Raw genomic sequence first — 19,326 nt, 5'->3', positions numbered from 1 at the left:
AGCGGACGGACGACGGAGCGGGTCAGCCGGCGTCGCGGCGCAGCAGCCGCCAGCCACCGGCGGCCAGGGCCGCGGCCGACCAGCCGGCCAGCAGCGCCAGCGCCCCGCCCAGGGACAGGGAGTCCGGCTCCCCGAGCAGCGTGCGGACCGCGCCCGTGCCCGGCAGCCACTCGGCGAGGTCGGCCAGCCAGCCCACGTTGAACGACTGCATGAGGAAGGGCAGGACCAGCTGGAGCAGGAAGACCGTGGCCAGACCGGCCGCCGTCGACCGCAGCAGCAGCCCGACGCCGACGGAGAGCGTCGACCCGGCGGCCAGCACCGCGGCGACCCGCGCCAGACCGCCCACCGCGTCGCCGGCCGACAGCGTGAGATCCGGGTCGACCAGCAGGGCGAGGACGTCGGCGGCGAGCGCCAGCAGCACGCCGACCACGGTCACGACCACCGCGGGGACGGCGACCCGGGCGGCCAGCAGCACGCCCCGGCGCGGCGTCCACTGCAGCGTCGGCCCGATCGACCCGCTCGCGTACTCCGAGGTGACCGCGAGCAGGGCCAGCACCAGCAGGCCGAACTGACCCAGCAGGACGCCGTACTCGCCGGCGAACGTCGACGCGATGGGGTCGGCCGCGGTGGAGGTCCCCTCGGCCTCGTCGGCGGCCGCGATGGCACCCAGCCCGACGATGGTGACCGTGGCGACCAGCAGGCACCACCACGTCGTCCGCACGGTCCGCAGCCGCACCCACTCGGCGCCCGCGGCCCGCGCGAACACCGCCGCGGTGCCGGGCTCGGCGGGCCGGAGGACCGTCGCGGCGGTCATCGGACGCCCTGCCCGGTCAGCTCGGCCGGCTCGGTGGCGCCGTACTGGACGCTGTCGCCGGTGAGGCCCAGGTAGACCTCCTCCAGCGAGGAGGTCTGCTCGGCCAGCCGGTGCACGGCGACGCCGAGCTCCAGCGCGACGTCCCCGACCGTCTCGGCCGGCGCGCCCTCGACGAGCAGGTCGCCGTCCCCGGTGGGGTGCACGCGGAAGCCGCGGCGCAGGAGGGCACCGGCCAGGTCGTCGGGCGAGGGCGTCCGCACCCGCACCCTGCGGTTCGCGTGCTGCCCGCCCATCACCTCGGTGATCGGGGCGTCGGCGATCAGCCGGCCGCGACCGATGATCACCAGGTGGTCGGCGGTCTGCTCCATCTCGCTCATCAGGTGGCTGGACAGCAGCACCGTGCGCCCCTCGTCGGCCAGCCGGCGCACCAGCGCGCGCACCCAGCGGACGCCGTCGAGGTCCAGGCCGTTCATCGGCTCGTCGAACAGCAGGACGGCGGGGTCGCCGAGGAGCGCGCCGGCGATGCCGAGCCGCTGCCGCATGCCCAGCGAGTAGCCCTTCACCCGCCGCTTCGCCGCGGCGCCGAGGCCGACCTGCTCGATCACGGCGTCCACCCGCCGGAGCGGGATCCCGTTCGCCCGGGCGGCGACCCGCAGGTGGTCGCGCCCGCTGCGTCCGGGGTGCACGGCCTGCGCGTCCAGCAGCGCCCCGGCCGCGCGGAGCGGCTCGCCGAGCCGGGCGAAGGGCCGGCCGCCGACCAGCGCGGACCCGGCGGTGGGCCGGTCCAGCCCCAGCAACATGCGCATCGTGGTGGACTTCCCCGCGCCGTTCGGTCCGAGGAAGCCGGTCACCTTGCCCGGCTGGACGTCGAAGGTGAGGTCGTCGACGGCGCGCACCGCGCTGGACCCGTGCGCTCGGGAGGGAGTGCCGTACTGCTTGGTGAGCCCGCGCACCTCGATCATGCGGGCCTCCGGGAGAGGGATGAGGTCATGGCCAGGAGCCTGTCGAGCGGAGCGGTGCGCGCGGATCACCCCGCAGCGCCGACCTCGCTCCCCCGCGCGGGGGAGGTCGGGAGCGCGCTCCCGGGGGAATCGCCCGGCGGCGCAGCGCGCCAGGATCGGACCGTGTCCTCGACGTTCCCCCGCTCCGGGGCCGAGATCGCCGCCGGGCTGCGCCGGGTGCTGCGGACCGCCGCCAGCCCGGGCTGGCCCGGCCGCCTCCTGTACGCGCTGGCCGGTCTGCCGATCGGTGCCCTGAGCCTCGCCCTGTACTTCGCGCTGTTCGGGTCGGTCGTCGCCGTCATCTACGGCATCGGCCTGCTGCTCGTCCTGCTCGTGCTGGCGACGATCCGCGGGTTCGCCGGGCTGGAGCGCGAGCTCGCCCGCACCCTGCTGGGCGTCGACATCGCCGCCGGCGAGCGCATCCGCTCCCAGCGGGGACTCCTCGGCCGGGTGCGCCGACTGGTCGCCTCGGCCGGCACGTGGCGGGCCGTCGGCTGGCTCGGCGCACGGGTGCTGCTCGGCGCGGCCACGCTCGCCGTCCTCTTCTTCGGCACGGTGCTCTGCGCCGGGCTCACCGCCGGCATCGACTGGAACGTGCTCAACGCCCTGCCCCTGCTCGCCCTGCTGACCCTCGTCGTCCTCGGGGCCCTGGTCCTGCTGGACCTGGTCGTGCGGGTGGCCACCGCGGTCGCCCCACGGCTGCTCGGGCCGGGCGCGGAGCAGCAGATCGCCGCACTGCAGCACAGCAGCCGCCGGCTGGCCGACCGCAACCGGCTGGCCCGCGACCTGCACGACACCATCGGCCACGCGCTCACCGCCAGCCTGCTGCAGGCCACCGCCGCCCGCCGCACGCTGACCCCCGCCGCCGCGGACCGGCCGGTGCAGCCGGAGTTCGCCCGCCAGGCGCTGCAGCACATCGAGACCAACACCCGCGCCGCGCTCGCCGAGCTCGACCGCGTGCTCACCGTGCTGCGCGCCGAGGAGGACGGCCGCGACCCCGCGCCGTTCGCCGCGCCGACGCTCGCCGACCTGGAGGACCTCCTCGCCGGCCTGCGCGACGGCGGTCTGCCGGTGGCGCTCGTGGTCGACGGCGCGACCGACGACGTCCCGCCGGCCGTGCAGGAGCTGGCCTACCGCGTGGTGCAGGAGGGGACGACCAACGTGCTTCGGCACGCGGGCACGCCGCTGACGGTGGCACAGGTGCTGCGCGACGGCGACGTCCTCGCCGTCCGCGTCACCAACGAGCGGGCGTCGCAGCTGGACAGCCGCCCGGGGCCGGGCGGGGGCCGCGGCCTGGCCGGCCTGCGCGAGCGCACCGCGGCGGCCGGCGGCACGCTCGACGCCGGGCCGACCCCGTCCGGCGGTTTCGAGCTCCTCGTCGTCCTCCCCCTGGCCGGTGCACGGTGACGCTGCGGCTGGTCCTCGTCGACGACGACGTCCTCGTCCGCTCGGGGCTACGGGTGATCCTCGGCAGCGAGCCGGACCTGACCGTGGTGGGCGAGGCCGGCACCGGGCGGGAGGCGCTGGAGGTCGCTGCCGACACCGACCCCGACGTCGTCCTCATGGACGTGCGGATGCCCGACATGGACGGCATCGCGGCGACCGCGGCACTGGTCGCCCGCGATCCGCAGCGACCGCGGGTGCTCGTGCTGACCACCTTCGAGGACGACGACTACCTGTTCCGCTCGCTGCAGGCCGGAGCGAGCGGGTTCGCGCTCAAGCGGTCGGACCCCGACGAGCTCGTCGACGCGATCCGGATCGTGGCCCGGGGCAGCTCGCTCGTGCTGCCGGACCTCACCCGCCGGCTCATCGCCTCCCACGCGCCGTCGCGGGCGCGGGGGGCGGCGGCGCTGCCCGAGCTCACCGGGCGCGAGGCCGACGTGCTCCGCCTGGTCGCCGGCGGGCTGTCCAACGCGGAGATCGCCGCCGAGCTGGTCCTCGCCCGCGAGACGGTGAAGACGCACGTCAGCAGTGTGCTGCTCAAGCTCGGCGCCCGGGACCGCACGCAGGCGGTCATCGCCGCCTACGAGAGCGGGTTCATGACGGCGTGACCTCCTGCGCCGCTCCCGCGTCCGTCGTCGCCCAGCTGGCCAGCAGCCGCAGGCCGTCCTCCGACGCCGAGCCGGGCTCGGCGGTGTAGATGGTGAGGCGGAGGACGGAGCCGTCCTCGGGCGGCATGTCGAAGGTGCCGTAGGTCAGCTCCAGCTCCCCGACGACGGGGTGGCGGAACTGCTTGACGCCGTCGTGGTGGATGCGCACGTCGTGGGCCGCCCACCGGGTGCGGAACTCCGCGCTGACCGTGGAGAGCTCCCCGACCAGCTCGCGCAGGGGCGCGTCGTGCGGGCGGCGGCCGGCCTCGGCGCGCAGCAGCGCCACCGTGACGTCGGCCGCGGCCTGGCGGTCGAGGTAGAAGTCGTCGGCCTGCGGGTCGAGGAACTGGAACCGGGCGAAGTTGGCCGGCCGGCCCGGATCGGTGAACAGCGGTGAGTGCAGCGCCCGCCCCAGGGTGTTGGTCGCGAGGATGTCCAGCCGGCCGTCGGCCACGAACGCCGCCGACCCGGTCATCGAGTCGAGCATCCACTGCACGCGCGGCTGGATCTGCGGCCGGCTGCGCCGCTGCGGCGCACGGGCGGGCCGGGTGGCCGCGCGCGCCAGGTTGAACAGGTGGGTCCGCTCGGCCTCGGTCAGCTGCAGCGCCCGGGCGACGGCGAGCAGCACGTCCTCGGAGACGCCGGCGATGTGACCCTTCTCCAGCCGGGTGTACCAGTCGGTACTCACCCCGGCGAGGACGGCGACCTCCTCGCGGCGCAGCCCCGGCACCCGCCGGCGGCCCCCGCCGGGGAGGACACCCGCCTGCTCGGGGGTGATGCGGGCGCGCCGGCTGGACAGGAAGTCCCTGATGTCGGAGCGGTTGTCCACGGATCCGACGGTACGGAGGTCCGCCCGCGGCTAGGGGGTCGTGGTTCTCCCCCCGACAGACCCGCCCTCCCACGCGCCCGCGCAGCGGCGTTCGGTGGAGTCAGTCCCCACCCCGAGGAGAGGCCGTGCAGATCACCCGCAGCTCGATCGACACCGCGAAGGGCCCGGCCGACTGGTTCACCGGCGACGTCCACATCGACGTCGTCGCCGCCGCTCCCCCGCCGTCGCGGGTCAGCGCCAACCTCGTGCACTTCATGCCGGGCGCCCGCACCCACTGGCACCGCCACCCGCTGGGCCAGACGGTCTTCGTCACCGAGGGCGTCGGCCTGTGCCAGCGCCGCGGCGGACCGGTCGAGGTCATCCGCCCCGGCGACCGCGTCCTGTTCGAGGCCGACGAGGAGCACTGGCACGGCGCCGCCCCGAACCGCCTCATGGTCCACGTGGCCATCAACGAGGGCGACGACGACCACGCCGTCGTCCACTGGCTGACGCCCGTCACCGACGACGAGTACGCGGCCGCCCCTCCCACCGTCTGATCCTGGAAGAGGAGCACTCCCCCATGCGCGTCCACGCCTACGCCGCCCCCGCCGCCGGCGAGCCGCTCGCCCGGACCACCATCGAGCGCCGGGACGTCGGCCCGGCCGACGTCCTCATCGAGATCGAGTACGCCGGCATCTGCCACTCCGACATCCACACCGTCAACGGCGACTGGGGACCGCAGCCCTTCCCCGTGGTCCCCGGCCACGAGATCGTCGGGACCGTCCGCGAGATCGGATCCGACGTCACCACCCACCGGGTCGGCGACCGCGTCGGCGTCGGCTGCATGGTGAACAGCTGCGGTGAGTGCGCCAACTGCCGCAACGGCGACGAGCAGTACTGCCTGTCGGGCATGGTGCCGACCTACGCCGGCACCGACCGCGACGGCACCACGACCCAGGGCGGCTACTCCACCCACGTCGTGGTCGACGCGGGCTACGTGCTGCGCGTCCCCGACGGCATCGACCCGGCCGCCACCGCGCCGCTGCTGTGCGCCGGCATCACCACCTACTCGCCGCTGCGCCGCTGGGGCGCCGGCCCCGGCACGCGGGTCGCCGTCGTCGGGCTCGGCGGGCTGGGCCACATGGCCGTCAAGCTCGCGCACGCCATGGGGGCGGAGGTGACCGTGCTGTCGCAGTCGCTGAAGAAGCAGGAGGACGGCCTGCGGCTGGGCGCCGACGCCTACTTCGCCACGTCGGACCCCGACACCTTCACCCAACTGGCCGGCCGGTTCGACCTGATCGTGAACACCGTCAGCGCGGCCGTCGACGTGGACGCGTACCTCTCGCTGCTCGCGGTCGACGGCGCGCTGGTCAACGTGGGCGCCCCCGCCGACCCGCTCCCGGTGAACGCCATGTCGCTGATCGGCGGACGGCGGACCTTCGCCGGCTCGATGATCGGCGGCATCGCCGAGACCCAGGAGATGCTCGACTTCTGCGCCGAGCACGGTCTCGGCGCCGACGTCGAGGTCATCGCCGCCGACCGGGTCAACGAGGCCTACGAGCGGGTGCTCGCCTCCGACGTCCGCTACCGGTTCGTCATCGACGCCTCGACCCTGCGGTGAGCCCGGACTCCCTCACCCTCCCGGCCGGGACGGCGACGCCGGCGCCACGGCGTCGCCTCCCGCTGGTCGTCCACGTCCTGGCCGTCGGCACGTTCCTCATGCTCACCACCGAGTTCGTCGTCGCCGGTCTGCTCCCCGAGATCGCCGGCGACCTGCAGGTGACGGTGGCCCGGGCCGGTCTGCTGATCACGGTGTTCGCGGTCGGCATGGTCGTCGGGTCACCGGCCATGGCGCTGCTGACCCGGCGGATGCCCGCCCGGACGACGCTGGTGCTGGCCCTCGTGGTCTTCGCGGTGGGCCACCTCGTGGTCGCCCTCGCGTCCAGCTTCGCGCTGGTGCTGGCGGCCCGGTTCGGCACCGCCTTCGCGACCGGCGCCTTCTGGTCCGTCGCGTCGGTGGCGGCCACCCGGGCCGCCGGTCCCGGTGCCAGCGCCCGCGCGCTCGGCCTGGTCGGAGCCGGCGGCATGCTCGCCAACGTCGTGGGCGTCCCGCTGGGGGCCTTCGCCGGTCAGCTGTCGGGGTGGCGCGGGCCGTTCTGGGCCCTGGCCGTCCTGGCCCTGGCCGCCGCGCCGCTCGTCGCCCGGTACGTCCCGCGCCAGGAGTCCCGCCCGCAGCCGGTGTCCCTGCGGGCGGAGCTCGGCGCGATGCGGTCCGGCCGGCTGTGGCTGGTGCTGGCGGCCTGCGCGACGACCACCGGCGGCGTGCTCTCGGCCTACTCCTACGTCTCCCCGCTGCTGACCGACCGGGCCGGCATCGCACCGGGGTGGGTGCCCGTCGTGCTCGTGGGCTTCGGCGTGGGCTCGCTGATCGGCACGATCGTCGGCGGCCGCCTGGGAGACACCCACCCGCACGCGACGACCATCACCGTCGCGGCGTCGACCGCGGTCGTCCTGCTGGCGATCTGCGTGCTGGGCGCCTCCCCGGTGCCGACGGTGCTGCTGGTGGTGCTGCTCGGTCTGATCGGGCTGAGCGCCAACCCGGTGCTGTCCGCGCTGGCCGTCCGCTTCGCCGGCGTGGCCCCCACCCTGGGCGTGGCGCTGTCCGTGGCGGCGTACAACCTCGGCACCGCCGTCGGCTCGGGGATCGCCGGCTCCGCCCTCGAGTCGGGGCTCGGCGCGACCGGCCCCGCGCTGGTCGGGCTCGGCTGCGCCGTCCTGCCCCTGGTCCCCACGATCGCCCTCGCCCGCCTCGCCGCGTCCGGGCCGCTCCTCCGCCGCCGGCCGTGAGCCGGCGCCGGGCCCCCGCGACCACCTCCGGCTCGGGGCCGACGAGGATCACCGGCATGCGCGTCAACGCCCATGCCGCCCCTGCCGCCGGCGAGCCCCTGACCCCCACCACCATCGAGCGCCGCGCGGTCGGCGCGAACGACGTCCTCATCGAGATCGAGTACGCCGGCATCTGCCACTCCGACATCCACACCGTCCGCGGCGAGTGGGGCCCGAGGCCCTTCCCCCTGGTCCCGGGCCACGAGGTCGTCGGCATCGTCCGCGAGGTCGGCGCCGGGGTCACCACGCACCGGGTCGGCGAGCGCGTCGGCGTCGGCGTCCTGGTGAACAGCTGCGGGCGGTGCACCAGCTGCCTGCGCGGGGACGAGCAGTACTGCCTCGAGGGCACGGTCGAGGCCTACGCCTCCACCGACCGCGACGGCACCACCACCCAGGGCGGCTACTCCACCCACGTCGTGGTCGACGCCGGCTACGTGCTGCACGTGCCCGACGGCATCGAGCCCTCGACCGTCGCGCCGCTGCTGTGCGCGGGCATCACCACCTACTCGCCGCTGCGCCACTGGGGCGCCGGCCCCGGCAAGCAGGTCGCCGTCGTCGGCCTGGGCGGGCTGGGTCACATGGCCGTCAAGCTCGCCCACGCCATGGGGGCGGAGGTGACCGTGCTGTCGCAGTCGCTGAAGAAGCAGGAGGACGGCCTGCGCCTGGGTGCCGACGCCTACTTCGCGACGTCGGACCCCGACACGTTCACCCAGCTGGCCGGCCGGTTCGACCTGATCGTCAACACCGTGAGCGCGTCGATCGACGTGGACGCCTACCTCTCGCTGCTGGCCGTCGACGGCGCCCTGGTCAACGTCGGTGCCCCGCCCGAGCCGCTGTCGGTCAACGCGATGACCCTGATCGGCCGCCGGCGCACGTTCGCCGGCTCGTCGATCGGCGGCATCCGCGAGACCCAGGAGATGCTCGACTTCTGCGCCGAGCACGGCCTCGGCGCCGACGTCGAGGTCATCGCCGCGGAGACGGTCAACGAGGCCTACGAGCGGGTGCTCGCCTCCGACGTCCGCTACCGGTTCGTCATCGACGCCTCGACCCTGCGCTGACTGCGGGCCGGCTCCCGGCCGTCAGCCGGCGGTCAGGAGCCGGCCCATCTCCTCGTGCACGGCCTGGATCCCCTGCAGCGGACGGATCATCACGCGGAACTCGACGATCCGGCCGGCGTCGTCGCACCGGATGATGTCGACGCCGTTCACGTACCGGCCGCCCACGCTGGTCTCGAACTCGAGCACCGCGGTGTCCCCGGCCAGGACCTCCTTCGCATAGCGGAACTCCGCGCCGTTCAGGACCCGGGACGCCGCCTGCAGGTACACCGTCGTGATGTCCCTGCCGCGCTGCGGGGTGAACACGACCGGCGAGTGGAAGACGACGTCGTCGGCGAGCAGCTCCGCCAGCCCACCGGGGAGCTCCCCCGCCAGGAACCGGTGCCAGCGGGCGATCACGTCGTCGATCACCTGGTTCGTCACGGAGCCTCCTCGTCGTGCCCTCGGGACGCGGTCGCGCCCCGGTCCCGATCCTGCCGGGAGCGGGCGTCCCGGGGAGCGACCGGCGTCCCGGGCGGACGACGAGCACCCAGCGGAGCCCGACGAAACGGGCGAGCCCGATGGCGCCGCTGACCGCGCAGACCGCGAGCACCGGCACGAGAGGTCCCGACGAGCCGGTCCAGGCAGCGAGCGCGGCCAGGGTGGAGCTCGAGGCCGCCAGCCCGACGGCGGCCATGCCGCCGCCGGCCCACTGCGCCGTCGCCCAGCCGACCCGGTCGCCGGCGCGGAAGGTCAGCCGGCGGTGCAGCTCCTTGGCCAGCGCGGTGGACGCCAGCACCCCGACCACGTTGGCCGCCTGGTCGCCGAGCCCGGCCAGCGCGAGGAACAGCGCGGCGTATACCAGGTTGGCCGAGCCCCCGACCAGGACGAACCGGACGAACTGAGCGGCCGGCCGGTCCCTCGGCAGCCTGCCGGTCTGTGCCATGCGACGAGGCTCTCGGTCGGACCGGGTCGGGCACATCGGGGAGGACCCGGAGGACCACCCCTAAGCGCGCGTCGGCGGGTGCACCGGTGGGCCGGTGACCCCGCAGTGCGCGCACTCCTCGACCGGGATGCGGTCCGGGCGGCGGGCGCCTCCCCGCCCGCCGATGAGCACCGCCGACACCAGCGAACCCGCCACCAGCAGACCGGTGAGGACGACCACCGCCGTCCGGAAGCCGTCGGCGAAGGCGGCCGGATCGGTGTGGTCCTCCCCGCCGATCCCCGCCACCACCGGGACGACCGCGACGGCGAGCAGACCGGCCGCGCGGGCCACGGCGTTGTTCACGCCCGACGCGACCCCGGCGGCGCGGTCCGGCGCCGACGCCAGCACCGTCGCGGTCAGCGGGGCGACCAGCAGCGTCAGCCCCGACCCGAAGACGACGACGGCCGGCAGCACGTCGGCCGGGTAGGAGGCGCCGGGTCCGATCCGGAGCATCAGCAGCACGCCACCCGCGGCGACCAGCGGGCCGGCCGTCAGCAGCGGTCGGGGACCGATCCGCTGCGCCAGGGCACCGACGCGCGCGGAGAACAGCAGCATCAGCACGGTCACCGGCAGCAGCGCCGTGCCGGCCAGCAGCGGGCTGAACCCGGCGACCACCTGCAGGTGCAGCACCAGCAGGACGAAGACCACGCCGAGCGCGGCGTACACGAGCAGGGTCGTGAGGTTGGCGGCGGTGAACCGGCGGTCGCGGAACAGCGCCGGCGGGACCAGCGGGTGCGGCGAGCGGAGCTCGACCCGGACGAACAGCAGCAGCGCCAGCACGCCGGTGCCGGCGGCGACCCCCACGACCGCCGCAGACGTCTGCCCGCCGGCCGCCGTCAGCGCGTAGGTCAGCGTCCCCAGGGCCACGGTGACCAGCGCGGTGCCGGTCAGGTCCAGGTGCGGCGCGGCGTCCGGGTCGCGGGTCTCGGGGACGTGCCGCGCGGCCACCAGGACGACGAGCAGCGCCAGCGGCAGGTTGAGCAGGAACACCGCGCGCCAGTTCCACTCGACGAGCCAGCCGCCGAGAACGGGACCGGCCGCGCCCGCGACCCCGCCGAGTCCCGACCAGGCCCCCACCGCGGCCGCGCGGTCCGTGGCGGCGAAGGACGCGGAGATGATCGCGAGGCTGCCCGGGGTGAGGAGCGCGCCGCCCACCCCCTGCAGCGCACGGGCCGCGACCAGGGTCTCGACGTCCCAGGCCAGTCCGCACAGCAGGGACGCGGAGGCGAACCAGCAGACGCCCACGACGAAGACCCGCCGGCGGCCGAGCCGGTCGCTCAGCGCCCCGCCCAGCAGGATCAGCGCGGCGAGGGTCAGCGTGTAGGCGTTGACCGTCCACTGCAGCCCGGCGAACCCGGTGTCCAGGTCGCTGCCGATCCGCTCGAGGGCGACGTTGACGACCGTCGCGTCGAGCATGGCCATGCCCGACCCGAGCACCGTGGCGAGGAGCACCCACCGGGCCTGCGCGGTCCCCATGCGCAGACCCGGGGCGCGCGCCCCGGGCTCCCCGTGGACGGCGGACATGGTCAGGCGCCCGGTCGCAGCCCCTGCCGGAGCTCCGCCATGGCCTGCGCCAGCCCCACCCGGGGCGCCCACCCCCAGCGGCGCGCGCGGTCGGCGCGCAGCTGCCCGGTCCACACCGGCTCGTCGGTCCACTCCGGCTCGACGCCGAGGGCGTCGGTGACGGTGCCGAGGTAGTCCCGCCACGTCGCCGGCTCACCCGCGACGACCACCGGGGTGACGCCACCGCGCACCGGACCGCGCTCCGGGTCGTCCGCGGCCGCGACGGCACCGGTGGCGACGTCGGCGACGAGGGCCGCGAGGTCCTCGACGTGCACCCAGGGCCAGCTCTTGGCCGGGTTGACCGCGCGGTCGCCCTCGCGCGTCGCCCGCGGCCGGAGCGTGTTCCAGACCGAGGTCTCCCCCGCGCCGAGGATCGCCGGCGGCCGCACCAACACGGTGGTGAGCCCCTCCACCTCCGCCAGGGCGACGTCGGCGGCGTTCTTGGTGTCGGGGTAGTCGCCGCTGCCGTCGGGGAGGAGGGCGCCGTCCTCGGCGATGTCCCCGCCGCCGGCCGCGCGGACGTAGACGCCGGCGGTGGAGACGTGCACCAGCAGCGGCACGCCGGCGTCCCGGGCGGTGCGGGCGAACCGCGCCGTCCCCTCGACGCCCACCCGGTGCTGCACGTCCCGGGGCGAGCCCATGGGGTGCACGGTCGTGACGACCGCGTCCGCGCCGTCGGCCACCGCACGGGCGACGGACCCGTCGGCGAAGTCGCCGACGTGCTCGGCGACGCCGTCCAGCCGGGGTGCGCTGCCGGCGCTGCGGACGAGCGCGCGCACGTGCGCGGACCGCTCGACCAGGGCCCGGCAGACGGCGGACCCCACCAGCCCGTTCGCACCGGTCACCACGACGACGGGAGGGGTGTCAGGCATGCGATCCACCCTGCCAGCGAGCCCGGCGGCGCGCCCGCGGGACGACCCCGGGTTGGGGCCGCGCACCACCGGGTAGCGCGCGATCGAAGCCCCCGGGAGCGCCGGTGGCCGTCCCGACGCGCGAGGAGAACGACGCCATGAGCATGACCAGCAGCGACGCCGCAACCGGGTCGCGGGACATCAAGAGCCACGAGACCACGAGCTTCGCCGACCTGGGCAAGGAGATGTGGTCCTACCTCACCGGCAAGGGTGCGGCGATCAACTACGAGTTCGTCGACATGACCGTCGAGGTGCCGCGCGAGACCGGGCCGGAGGCCCCGCGGGCCACCTGGAAGCTCAACGGCACGCTGCGCATCACGACCGCCGAGAACGCCAGCCGGGGATGACCGACCCGGTCGGCCCGCTGCACCTCTCCGGCGACCTCACGCTCGAGGTGGACGGCGTCGACGTGCAGGTGCACGCCGACGGCGCGGACGTGCGGATCGTCGCCGCGGACGTCGGGACCTTCGTGGCCCGCGTCCGGGAGGCGGCGACGGCGCGGACCGGCATGGCACCGGGCCGCCGCGACCTGGGCGGGCTGGCCGAGACGCTGGCCGCGCACGGCATCACCGCGCACCTGGAGTCCCCCACCCGCCGGGTGGCCGTCGCCGGCGCCGGCGTCGACTCCCGCGCCGGGGAGCTGCTGCTCGGCACCCGGCTGGTCCGACCGCGGGCCGCGGTCGTGGTGGTCGCCGCCCGTCGCGGCCGGTCGCTCCTGGTCGCGGGCGCCGTCGCGGCGGGGTTGGGAGTCCTCCTGGCCCGCCGCCGCAGGTGACGGCCGGAGGCGCGCGACCCGGCCGGTCGCGCTCCTCCGGTCAGCCCGGCGAGGGCGCCCGCTCCACCGCGAGGCGGTCGGCGAACAGCGGCGGCAGGTAGCGCAGCATCAGCGCCGACCAGACCACGTGCGTGAGCATCGGCGCCTGGATCCCGCCGGTGATCCTCCGCTGCACCGCGAAGAGCAGCCCCATCGGGACGCTCGCCAGGACCAGTGCCGGGTTCCGCGTCGCGACGGTCGCCAGCGCGTAGACCGACGTCGACACCAGCACCGGCCGGTCCGCGCCCGCCGCGGCGTACAGCGCGCCGCGGAAGAAGACCTCCTCGGCCATGCCGTTGGCCAGCGTGGTGGTGAACACCAGCGGCGCCGACCCCTGGTCGGCGTAGCTCAGCACCGAGCCGATCGCCCGGTCCAGCACCGGGATCCGCCGGGCCACCAGCGCCGCGGCGTAGAAGGCGCCGAAGACGCCGACCCCGGACACGACCGGCGTGAGCACCGGCCGGCGCAGCCGGTCCCCCGGACCGAACATCCGCCCCAGGTGCAGCGGCCCCGAGGCCAGCCCGCCGGCCACCCAGGTGGCCGCGACCCCGAGGGTCAGGCCGTAGAACCGCGGCGAGCCCGGCGGCGTGGACAGCGACACCCCGAGCAGCGAGGCGCCGGTCACCGCGACCGCGCCGGTGACCCGGCGGCGGCGCCGGAAGGCCGCGTCGGTCTCCCGGTGGTCGCGCGGCACGCTGCGCAGCAGCGGCCCGGCGGCCCGGACGACCCGGCTCCGCAGGCTCATCGCCGCGCTCCCCGGCTCAGCCACCCACCGCGCCGTTCGCCGTCCCGCTGCCGGCGTGCGCGCGCCCGCTCGACCAGCGCCGCCATGACCATCTCGTCGTAGTCCATGGGCTCGAACGGCACGACCGAGCGGATGGCGTCATCGGTGACGACGACCTCGATGCTCATGGAGTCGATCAGCGAGCGGCCGGTGGTCACGTCGACGTCGGTCACCAGCGCCAGCCAGCGCGAGGACAGCTGCGGGGTGAGCAGCGGCACGGGCACGACGAACAGGTGCCGGTTCTGCAGGTCGGCCACCCGGCTGAGCATCTGCAGGTAGGTCAGCACCTCGGGGCCGCCCACCTCGAACACCCGGCCCTCGGCCTCCGGTGCGTCGAGGACGCCGACCAGGTAGCGGACGACGTCGGCGATCGCGATCGGCTGGGTCCGCGTGTGCACCCAGCGGGGGGTGACCATCGCGGGCAGGTGGGCCACCAACTGGCGGGTCATCTCCCACGAGACCCCGCCGTGGCCGACGACGATCCCGGCCCGCAGCACCGTGACCGGCACCCCGGTCTCCCCGAGCAACCGCTCGACCTCGCGGCGGCTGCGCAGGTGCGTGGACAGCTGGTCGCCGTCCCGGCCCAGTCCGCCGAGGTAGACGATCCGGCCGACCCCGGCCGCGGCGGCGGCCCGGGCGAAGGCACGCGCCGCGTCGGCGTCCTTGCGCTCGAAGTCCTCGTCGCCGAGGGAGTGCACCAGGTAGTAGGCGGCGTCGCAGCCGTCGAGCGCCTCCCGCAACGACGCCTCGTCCCGCACGTCGCCGGCGACCGGGGTGCCGGATCCCTCGTAGCCCTCCGGTCGCCGGGTCATCGCCCGGACGTCGTGGCCGGCGTCGGCGAGGGCGGTGGCCAGGCGGCCGCCCACGAAGCCGGACGCGCCGGTGACCAGGACCCTCACCGACGGTGCCACCGGACGGCGCCGGCCGCCGCCGTCATCAGGACGGCCAGGGACAGGGCGGCGCTGCGCGGCGCGACGTCCCCGCCGCGACGGCCGACCAGCACGGCCGCGGCGTCCAGCCCGGTCAGCAGCAGCGTGACCTGCGTCGTCCGGCGGGCCTGCGACACGGGGACGGCGAGGAGCGCGGCCCCGAGCGTGATGTTCCGGGCGGCCATGAGGCGGACCAGCATCGGCAGCGCGATGTCGGTGCGCGCGGCGGCGTCCCGGACGCCGAGCACCCCGGAGATCCACCGCGGGGCGAACAGCGCCGCGGTGCCCAGCCAGATCGACAGGCTGCCGATGCTCTTGCGGGTGACGTCCCACTCCTCATCCACGACGACGGGCCTCTCTCTCGGGTTGGTGGACGGACGACCGGCGGCCGGCCAGGACCAGGACCAGCGCCAGGAAGGGCAGTGTCACCGCGCTGGCGACGGCGTCGCTGACCGTGGCGACCACGAAGCCGCCGACCGACGGGGCGTCGAGCGGCCCGAGCACGCGCTGCCAGCCGATCGCCGCCACCGAGGCGGGCACGGTCAGCAGCGCGGACACCGCACCTCCCAGGACCACGGCGGCGGCCACGGTGCCCGTGGCCGCGCGGACGGCGGCCCCGGCCAGGCCGGTCCCCCGCCGCAGGGCTCCCGCCGGGCGCAGCGGGCCGCCGTCGGGGAGGTCGGCGACGGCGCCGGTGACCCACAGCTGGGCGACCAGCGCGGTCAGGAACCCGACGACGTCGACCGCGACCGCGGCGACGACCGACGGGTCGTCCCACACCAGCAGTTGCCGGACCACGTCGGGCACGGTGTTGACCAGCGTCGCCGCGACCGCGGCGAGGTAGGCCGACCGCGCGTGCCGGCGGAGCAGGCCGAGCGCGCGACGGACCGTCGCCGTCGGCCGCGGCGGTGCGCCCGCGAGGGTCACGGCCGGGTGGCGACGAGGCCCGTCCAGCACCCGGCGAGCCGGGTCTCCTGCGCGAGGACGGTCAGCCCGGCGTCCCGGCAGGCCCCGGCCACGGACTCCGGGGCGGGCCGGTCGGCGTCGTCGGGGTGGAAGGCGACGGCCCGGAGCAGGCGGCTGTCGACGAACCGCGCGGTCATCTCGCAGGAGTAGAAGCGGCCGCCCGGGCGGAGCACCCGCGCGGCCTCGCGGACCACGGCCCGCCAGTCCTCCGCGTGGTGCAGCACGTGGTAGCCGAACACCGCGTCGTAGGACCCCGCCGTGGCGTCGAGGGCGGTGGCGTCGCCGTCGCGCACCTCGACCCGGTCCCCCAGGTCCCGGACCGCCGCGCGGCAGGCGGCCACGCTGCCGGGGTGCCGGTCGACCCCTTCGGCCCGGGCGGCACCGAAGACGTCGAGGGCGAGCCGCAGGCCGGTGCCCCGCCGCCCGGTGCCCAGCTCCAGCACGGTGCCGCCGGGCACCTCGCCGCCGAGCCGCCGCAGGATCGCCGCCTCTCCCCTGCGCTGCACGAACGCCCGGACCCGGGAGTCGACCCACAGCCGGGTGCCGTCGACGTACGTGGGCGGGACGCGGGACTCGGTGCGCACCATGCGGTTGTGCCCTCCGCACCGGGGGCAAAACCGCTGCATGGCATCCCTGCAGGAGCGCGTCGTCCTCGTCACCGGCGGGAGCACCGGCATCGGCCGGGCCGTCGTCCACCGCCTGGCCGCCGACGGGGCCCGGGTGGTGGCGTGCGCGCGGGGCCGCGACCGGCTGTCCGAGGCCGTCTCCGGGGTCGCCGGCGCGACCGCGATCGCGGCCGACGTCTCCTCCCCCGCCGACCGGGTCGCCCTGGTCGACCGGGTGGTCGCCGAGCACGGCCGGCTGGACGCCGTGGTGCTCAACGCGGCGATCGGCTACGCCGGCCTGGTGGAGGAGACGCCGCAGGACGCCGTCGAGACGATGATCGCCACCAACCTGACCGGCGTCGTCGACCTGGCCCGGCTGGCGCTCCCCCACCTGCTGGCGGCCGCCGCCGAGCGTGGTCGCGCGGACATCCTCGTCACCGCGTCCTCGGCTGCGCTGGCCCAGGTGCCGCCGCTGACGATCTACTCGGCGACCAAGGCCGGCGCCCACGGCTTCGTGAAGGGGCTCCGGCGGGAGGTGACGTCCCGCGGGGTCCGCGTGCACTCCATCACCCCGGGACCGGTGTCGACCGAGTGGCTGGTCCGCGGGCGGGGGGCCGCGCCGGTGTCCGACGACGACGCCGAGGGGCGGCTCTCCCCCGGCATCCGGCCCGAGCGGGTGGCCGAGCAGGTGGCGCGCAGCCTGAGCTCGTACTGGTCGCGGACGGTGGCCGTCCCGCGGTACATGGGTCTGGCCCGACTCGGCGAGGTCCCACCCGTCGACCGGCTGCTGGACATGGTGCTCTCCCGCCAGGCGCAGCGGATCCAGCGGATCACCGACCGGATGGTGGCCGACCGGGGCGGGTGATGCCTGGTGTGGCCGCGCCGGGGGCCGGGCAGGAGGACGCCGTGCGCGTGCTGCTCGTGATCACCGACGTCGACTGGTACGAGAACGCGGGCTACGCGGCCGCCTGGGTGCGCGCGCTCGAGGCGGAGGGCGCGGAGGTCGAGCGGCTGGCCCGCGTGCCCGCCGACTGGTCGGTCACCGGACCGCCCCGCGGTCGCTACGACCTGGCGATCGCGCACGTCCTGGTCGAGGAGGTGGTGGCCTACGCGCCGACGTTCGCCCTGGCCACCCTGCTCGAGACCGCCGGTGTGCCGCTGCTCAACCCGGTCGCCTCGCTGGTCGCCTCCGCCGACAAGCTGGTCACCCACGCCGTGTGGGCCGCCGCCGGGCTGCCGCAGCCGGCCACGTGGGACCTCGCCGCCGTCGGCGAGTGGCCGGTGCCCGGCCGCGAGATGGTGCTCAAGCCCTCCCTGGGCGACGGCGCCCGCTACATCGAGCTGGTCGGCGACCTCGCCGCCGCCCGCGCGGTCGAGGCGGGCTGGCGGGCCGACGAGGCGGCCGGCGGTCACCGGCGCGGCGCGTCGGTGCTGCAGGAGTGGATCACCGAGCCGGCGTGCGCACGGGTGTTCGCCACGCCGACCACGACCTCCCTGGTCTACGAGAAGGGCCGCGAGGCCGGCGCCCTGGTCACCTCCGGGACCGTCTACCCCCGCGTGTACGAGGCCCCGCCCGAGATGGCGGACCTGGCGCAGCGGATGGTGGCCACCCTCGGCGGCGGGCTCATGGGTGTCGACGTGCTGATCGCCCCGGACGGGCGGTTGGTGGCGCTCGAGGCGAACGCGCCCTTCGGCTTCGACGTCACCGACCCGGAGCAGGGCCGGTGGGTGGCCCGCGCCGCGCTGGCCGCGGCCGAGCGGGCGGCCACCGTCCGGACGGCGGCGTGACCCGCAGCGTGGACGAGGCGCTGCTGCCGGACGGGAGCGAGCGGGCGCACGCGGCGGCCGCCGTCCGCGCGTACGGGCCGCGTGCGCTGGTCGCCGACGTCGCGCGCGCGGTCGAGGAGCTCGGCATGCGGAACGGCCCGGGCGACGAGGCCGGCCCGTTCCCGGTCGACCCGGTGCCGCGGGTGCTCGAGCGGGCCGAGTGGGCGGAGCTCGCCGCCGGGGTGGCCCAGCGGCTGCGCGCGCTGGAGGCGTTCGTCGGCGACGCCCACGGCCCGCGCGAGGCGGTCCGCGCCGGCGTGATCCCGGCCGTCGTCCTCGATTCGAACCGCTACCTGACGCCCGGCCTGCCGCCCCCGCGGCGCTGGATCGGGATGGCCGGGCCCGACCTGGTGCGCGGCGCCGACGGCCGGTTCGTCGTCCTGGAGGACAACCTGCGGACGCCGTCGCTGCTGGCGTACGCCCTGGCCGTGCGCGACCTGGTGGCCCCGCGACTCGGTGTCGAGCCTGGCCCCGCGCCGATGCGCGACATCGCGCGCACGGCGATGCGGCAGATGCTGGCCGACGCCACGGACCTGGCCGATCCCGTCGTCGCCGTGCTCGGGGACGGCGTGCGGAGCTCGGTGGCCTGGGAGATCGACCGGTTCGGCGAGATGGTCGGCGCGCCCGTCGTGCTGCCGTCGGAGCTCACCGCCCGCGGCGACGCCCTGGTGCTGCCGGACGGGCGCCGGGTCGACGTCCTCTGGCGGCGCACGAGCGAGGAGCGGCTGACCGGGGACGACGGCCGGCCCAACGAGCTGGGCGAGGTGCTGCTGCGCCCGCTGCGGGCCGGCACGGTGACCGTTGTCAACGCCTTCGGCACCGGCGTCGCCGACGACAAGCGCACGTATCCCTACGTCGAGGACCTGGTCCGCTTCTTCCTCGGCGAGGAGCCGCTGCTGCGTTCTCAGCCGGCGTACGACCTCGGCGACCCGGTGGCCTGTCGCGCGGCCCTCGACCGGCTGGACGAGCTGGTGCTCAAGCCGCGGTCGGGCTCGGGCGGCTGGGGCATCGTGATCGGCCCGCGTGCGGACGCCGAGCAGCTCCGGCGCGCGCGGGACGCCGTCCTCGCCGCGCCTGGGGAGTGGATCGCCCAGGAGCCGGTGGCCCTGTCCACGCACCCCTCCGTCGTCGGTGACGCGTTGGTGCCGCGGCACGTGGACTACCGGCCGTACGCGTTCTGCACGGACGCCGGCACGGTCGTCCTCCCCGGTGGCCTGACGCGGGTCTCCCTGCGCGAGGGCGAGCTGGTGGTCAACGCCTCGCAGGGCGGTGCCGGCAAGGACACCTGGGTGGTCGGCTGACGCTCCCC

The 19,326-nt window shown here is 76.1% G+C and carries 22 protein-coding genes and 1 pseudogene; 11 read left to right on the top strand and 12 right to left on the bottom strand.

Going from position 1 to position 19,326, the window contains the following annotated elements:
• Positions 1 to 22 precede the first annotated feature (22 nt).
• Entirely contained in the window at positions 23 to 814 is a 792-nt protein-coding gene (locus DQ240_RS21065; RefSeq protein WP_113841674.1) for a hypothetical protein, read from the bottom strand.
• On the bottom strand, positions 811 to 1,776 hold the full coding sequence (locus DQ240_RS21060; protein ID WP_113841673.1) for an ABC transporter ATP-binding protein: 966 nt from the start codon (positions 1,774 to 1,776) through the stop codon (positions 811 to 813). The genes DQ240_RS21065 and DQ240_RS21060 overlap by 4 nt, the downstream gene beginning before the upstream one ends.
• A 162-nt stretch (positions 1,777 to 1,938) precedes the next feature.
• Between DQ240_RS21060 and DQ240_RS21055 the strand changes: the two genes are divergently transcribed.
• Positions 1,939 to 3,222, top strand: coding sequence for a sensor domain-containing protein (locus tag DQ240_RS21055; RefSeq protein WP_158548840.1), 1,284 nt, complete (start codon positions 1,939 to 1,941; stop codon positions 3,220 to 3,222).
• The gene (locus tag DQ240_RS21050) at positions 3,219 to 3,866 is read left to right on the top strand and encodes a response regulator transcription factor (RefSeq protein WP_113841671.1); all 648 of its coding nucleotides are present in this window, start codon (positions 3,219 to 3,221) and stop codon (positions 3,864 to 3,866) included. Before DQ240_RS21055 ends, DQ240_RS21050 begins: the two co-directional genes overlap by 4 nt.
• On the opposite strand, the gene DQ240_RS21045 is transcribed toward DQ240_RS21050, so the two are convergent.
• On the bottom strand, positions 3,853 to 4,734 hold the full coding sequence (locus tag DQ240_RS21045) for a helix-turn-helix transcriptional regulator (protein WP_113841670.1): 882 nt from the start codon (positions 4,732 to 4,734) through the stop codon (positions 3,853 to 3,855). The two genes, DQ240_RS21050 and DQ240_RS21045, sit on opposite strands and share 14 nt — an antisense overlap.
• A 125-nt stretch (positions 4,735 to 4,859) precedes the next feature.
• On the opposite strand from DQ240_RS21045, the gene DQ240_RS21040 reads away from it, so the two are divergent.
• From DQ240_RS21040 to DQ240_RS21025, 4 genes are read left to right on the top strand one after another with little or no spacing between them, the layout of a single operon-like run.
• The gene (locus DQ240_RS21040) at positions 4,860 to 5,270 is read left to right on the top strand and encodes a cupin domain-containing protein (protein ID WP_113841669.1); all 411 of its coding nucleotides are present in this window, start codon (positions 4,860 to 4,862) and stop codon (positions 5,268 to 5,270) included.
• Positions 5,271 to 5,293: 23 nt separating this feature from the next.
• Complete coding sequence (locus DQ240_RS21035; protein WP_113841668.1) at positions 5,294 to 6,334, top strand: NAD(P)-dependent alcohol dehydrogenase; 1,041 nt, start codon at positions 5,294 to 5,296, stop codon at positions 6,332 to 6,334.
• Positions 6,331 to 7,560: an MFS transporter gene (locus DQ240_RS21030; RefSeq protein ID WP_233498878.1), complete on the top strand. Its 1,230-nt coding sequence runs from the start codon at positions 6,331 to 6,333 to the stop codon at positions 7,558 to 7,560. Before DQ240_RS21035 ends, DQ240_RS21030 begins: the two co-directional genes overlap by 4 nt.
• Positions 7,561 to 7,616: 56 nt before the next feature.
• Positions 7,617 to 8,657: an NAD(P)-dependent alcohol dehydrogenase gene (locus tag DQ240_RS21025; protein WP_113841667.1), complete on the top strand. Its 1,041-nt coding sequence runs from the start codon at positions 7,617 to 7,619 to the stop codon at positions 8,655 to 8,657.
• Between the two features lie 21 nt (positions 8,658 to 8,678).
• On the opposite strand, the gene DQ240_RS21020 is transcribed toward DQ240_RS21025, so the two are convergent.
• The 4 genes and pseudogenes from DQ240_RS21020 to DQ240_RS21005 all read right to left on the bottom strand — a co-directional run bounded on the left by DQ240_RS21020 (position 8,679) and on the right by DQ240_RS21005 (position 12,053).
• Positions 8,679 to 9,077, bottom strand: a complete 399-nt coding sequence (locus tag DQ240_RS21020) for a nuclear transport factor 2 family protein (protein WP_199589443.1) — start codon at positions 9,075 to 9,077, stop codon at positions 8,679 to 8,681.
• Between the two features lie 163 nt (positions 9,078 to 9,240).
• Positions 9,241 to 9,579, bottom strand: a pseudogene (locus DQ240_RS21015) (GtrA family protein); the annotation flags it as partial.
• Between the two features lie 60 nt (positions 9,580 to 9,639).
• Entirely contained in the window at positions 9,640 to 11,094 is a 1,455-nt protein-coding gene (locus DQ240_RS21010) for an MFS transporter (protein ID WP_233498877.1), read from the bottom strand.
• Positions 11,095 to 11,144: 50 nt separating this feature from the next.
• Positions 11,145 to 12,053 carry an NAD(P)-dependent oxidoreductase gene (locus DQ240_RS21005; RefSeq protein WP_113841665.1) on the bottom strand — a complete coding sequence of 303 codons (909 nt, stop codon included), beginning with the start codon at positions 12,051 to 12,053 and terminating at the stop codon, positions 11,145 to 11,147.
• A gap of 104 nt (positions 12,054 to 12,157) precedes the next feature.
• Between DQ240_RS21005 and DQ240_RS21000 the strand changes: the two genes are divergently transcribed.
• Positions 12,158 to 12,439, top strand: a complete 282-nt coding sequence (locus DQ240_RS21000; RefSeq protein WP_233498876.1) for a hypothetical protein — start codon at positions 12,158 to 12,160, stop codon at positions 12,437 to 12,439.
• Positions 12,436 to 12,867, top strand: a complete 432-nt coding sequence (locus tag DQ240_RS23455; RefSeq protein ID WP_158548838.1) for a hypothetical protein — start codon at positions 12,436 to 12,438, stop codon at positions 12,865 to 12,867. Before DQ240_RS21000 ends, DQ240_RS23455 begins: the two co-directional genes overlap by 4 nt.
• Positions 12,868 to 12,907: 40 nt before the next feature.
• On the opposite strand, the gene DQ240_RS20990 is transcribed toward DQ240_RS23455, so the two are convergent.
• Genes DQ240_RS20990 through DQ240_RS20970 form a run of 5 tightly spaced genes read right to left on the bottom strand, consistent with a single transcriptional unit; the run spans position 12,908 to position 16,172 of the window.
• Positions 12,908 to 13,651: a CPBP family intramembrane glutamic endopeptidase gene (locus DQ240_RS20990; protein ID WP_113841663.1), complete on the bottom strand. Its 744-nt coding sequence runs from the start codon at positions 13,649 to 13,651 to the stop codon at positions 12,908 to 12,910.
• Positions 13,648 to 14,589, bottom strand: a complete 942-nt coding sequence (locus tag DQ240_RS20985; RefSeq protein ID WP_113841703.1) for an NAD(P)H-binding protein — start codon at positions 14,587 to 14,589, stop codon at positions 13,648 to 13,650. The genes DQ240_RS20990 and DQ240_RS20985 overlap by 4 nt, the downstream gene beginning before the upstream one ends.
• Positions 14,586 to 14,963 (bottom strand): hypothetical protein, encoded by a 378-nt coding sequence (locus DQ240_RS20980; RefSeq protein WP_113841662.1) that lies wholly within the window; start codon positions 14,961 to 14,963, stop codon positions 14,586 to 14,588. Before DQ240_RS20980 ends, DQ240_RS20985 begins: the two co-directional genes overlap by 4 nt.
• Positions 14,956 to 15,546: a hypothetical protein gene (locus DQ240_RS20975; protein WP_147262053.1), complete on the bottom strand. Its 591-nt coding sequence runs from the start codon at positions 15,544 to 15,546 to the stop codon at positions 14,956 to 14,958. The genes DQ240_RS20980 and DQ240_RS20975 overlap by 8 nt, the downstream gene beginning before the upstream one ends.
• A complete protein-coding gene (locus tag DQ240_RS20970; RefSeq protein WP_113841660.1) occupies positions 15,543 to 16,172 on the bottom strand; it encodes a class I SAM-dependent methyltransferase in 630 nt (209 codons plus the stop codon). The genes DQ240_RS20975 and DQ240_RS20970 overlap by 4 nt, the downstream gene beginning before the upstream one ends.
• 37 nt (positions 16,173 to 16,209) lie before the next feature.
• Between DQ240_RS20970 and DQ240_RS20965 the strand changes: the two genes are divergently transcribed.
• From DQ240_RS20965 to DQ240_RS20955, 3 genes are read left to right on the top strand one after another with little or no spacing between them, the layout of a single operon-like run.
• Positions 16,210 to 17,055, top strand: coding sequence for an SDR family oxidoreductase (locus DQ240_RS20965; protein ID WP_113841659.1), 846 nt, complete (start codon positions 16,210 to 16,212; stop codon positions 17,053 to 17,055).
• Between the two features lie 41 nt (positions 17,056 to 17,096).
• Positions 17,097 to 17,978 (top strand): RimK family alpha-L-glutamate ligase, encoded by an 882-nt coding sequence (locus DQ240_RS20960; RefSeq protein WP_147262052.1) that lies wholly within the window; start codon positions 17,097 to 17,099, stop codon positions 17,976 to 17,978.
• Complete coding sequence (locus DQ240_RS20955) at positions 17,975 to 19,318, top strand: circularly permuted type 2 ATP-grasp protein (RefSeq protein ID WP_147262051.1); 1,344 nt, start codon at positions 17,975 to 17,977, stop codon at positions 19,316 to 19,318. Before DQ240_RS20960 ends, DQ240_RS20955 begins: the two co-directional genes overlap by 4 nt.
• Positions 19,319 to 19,326 lie beyond the last annotated feature (8 nt).

It is taken from the genome of Blastococcus sp. TF02A-26, from assembly GCF_003319125.1.
Classification (GTDB): Bacteria; Actinomycetota; Actinomycetes; order Mycobacteriales; family Geodermatophilaceae; genus Trujillonella.
The sequence above is the reverse complement of the archived record's forward strand: the minus strand, read 5'-3'. Positions and strand labels throughout refer to the sequence as shown.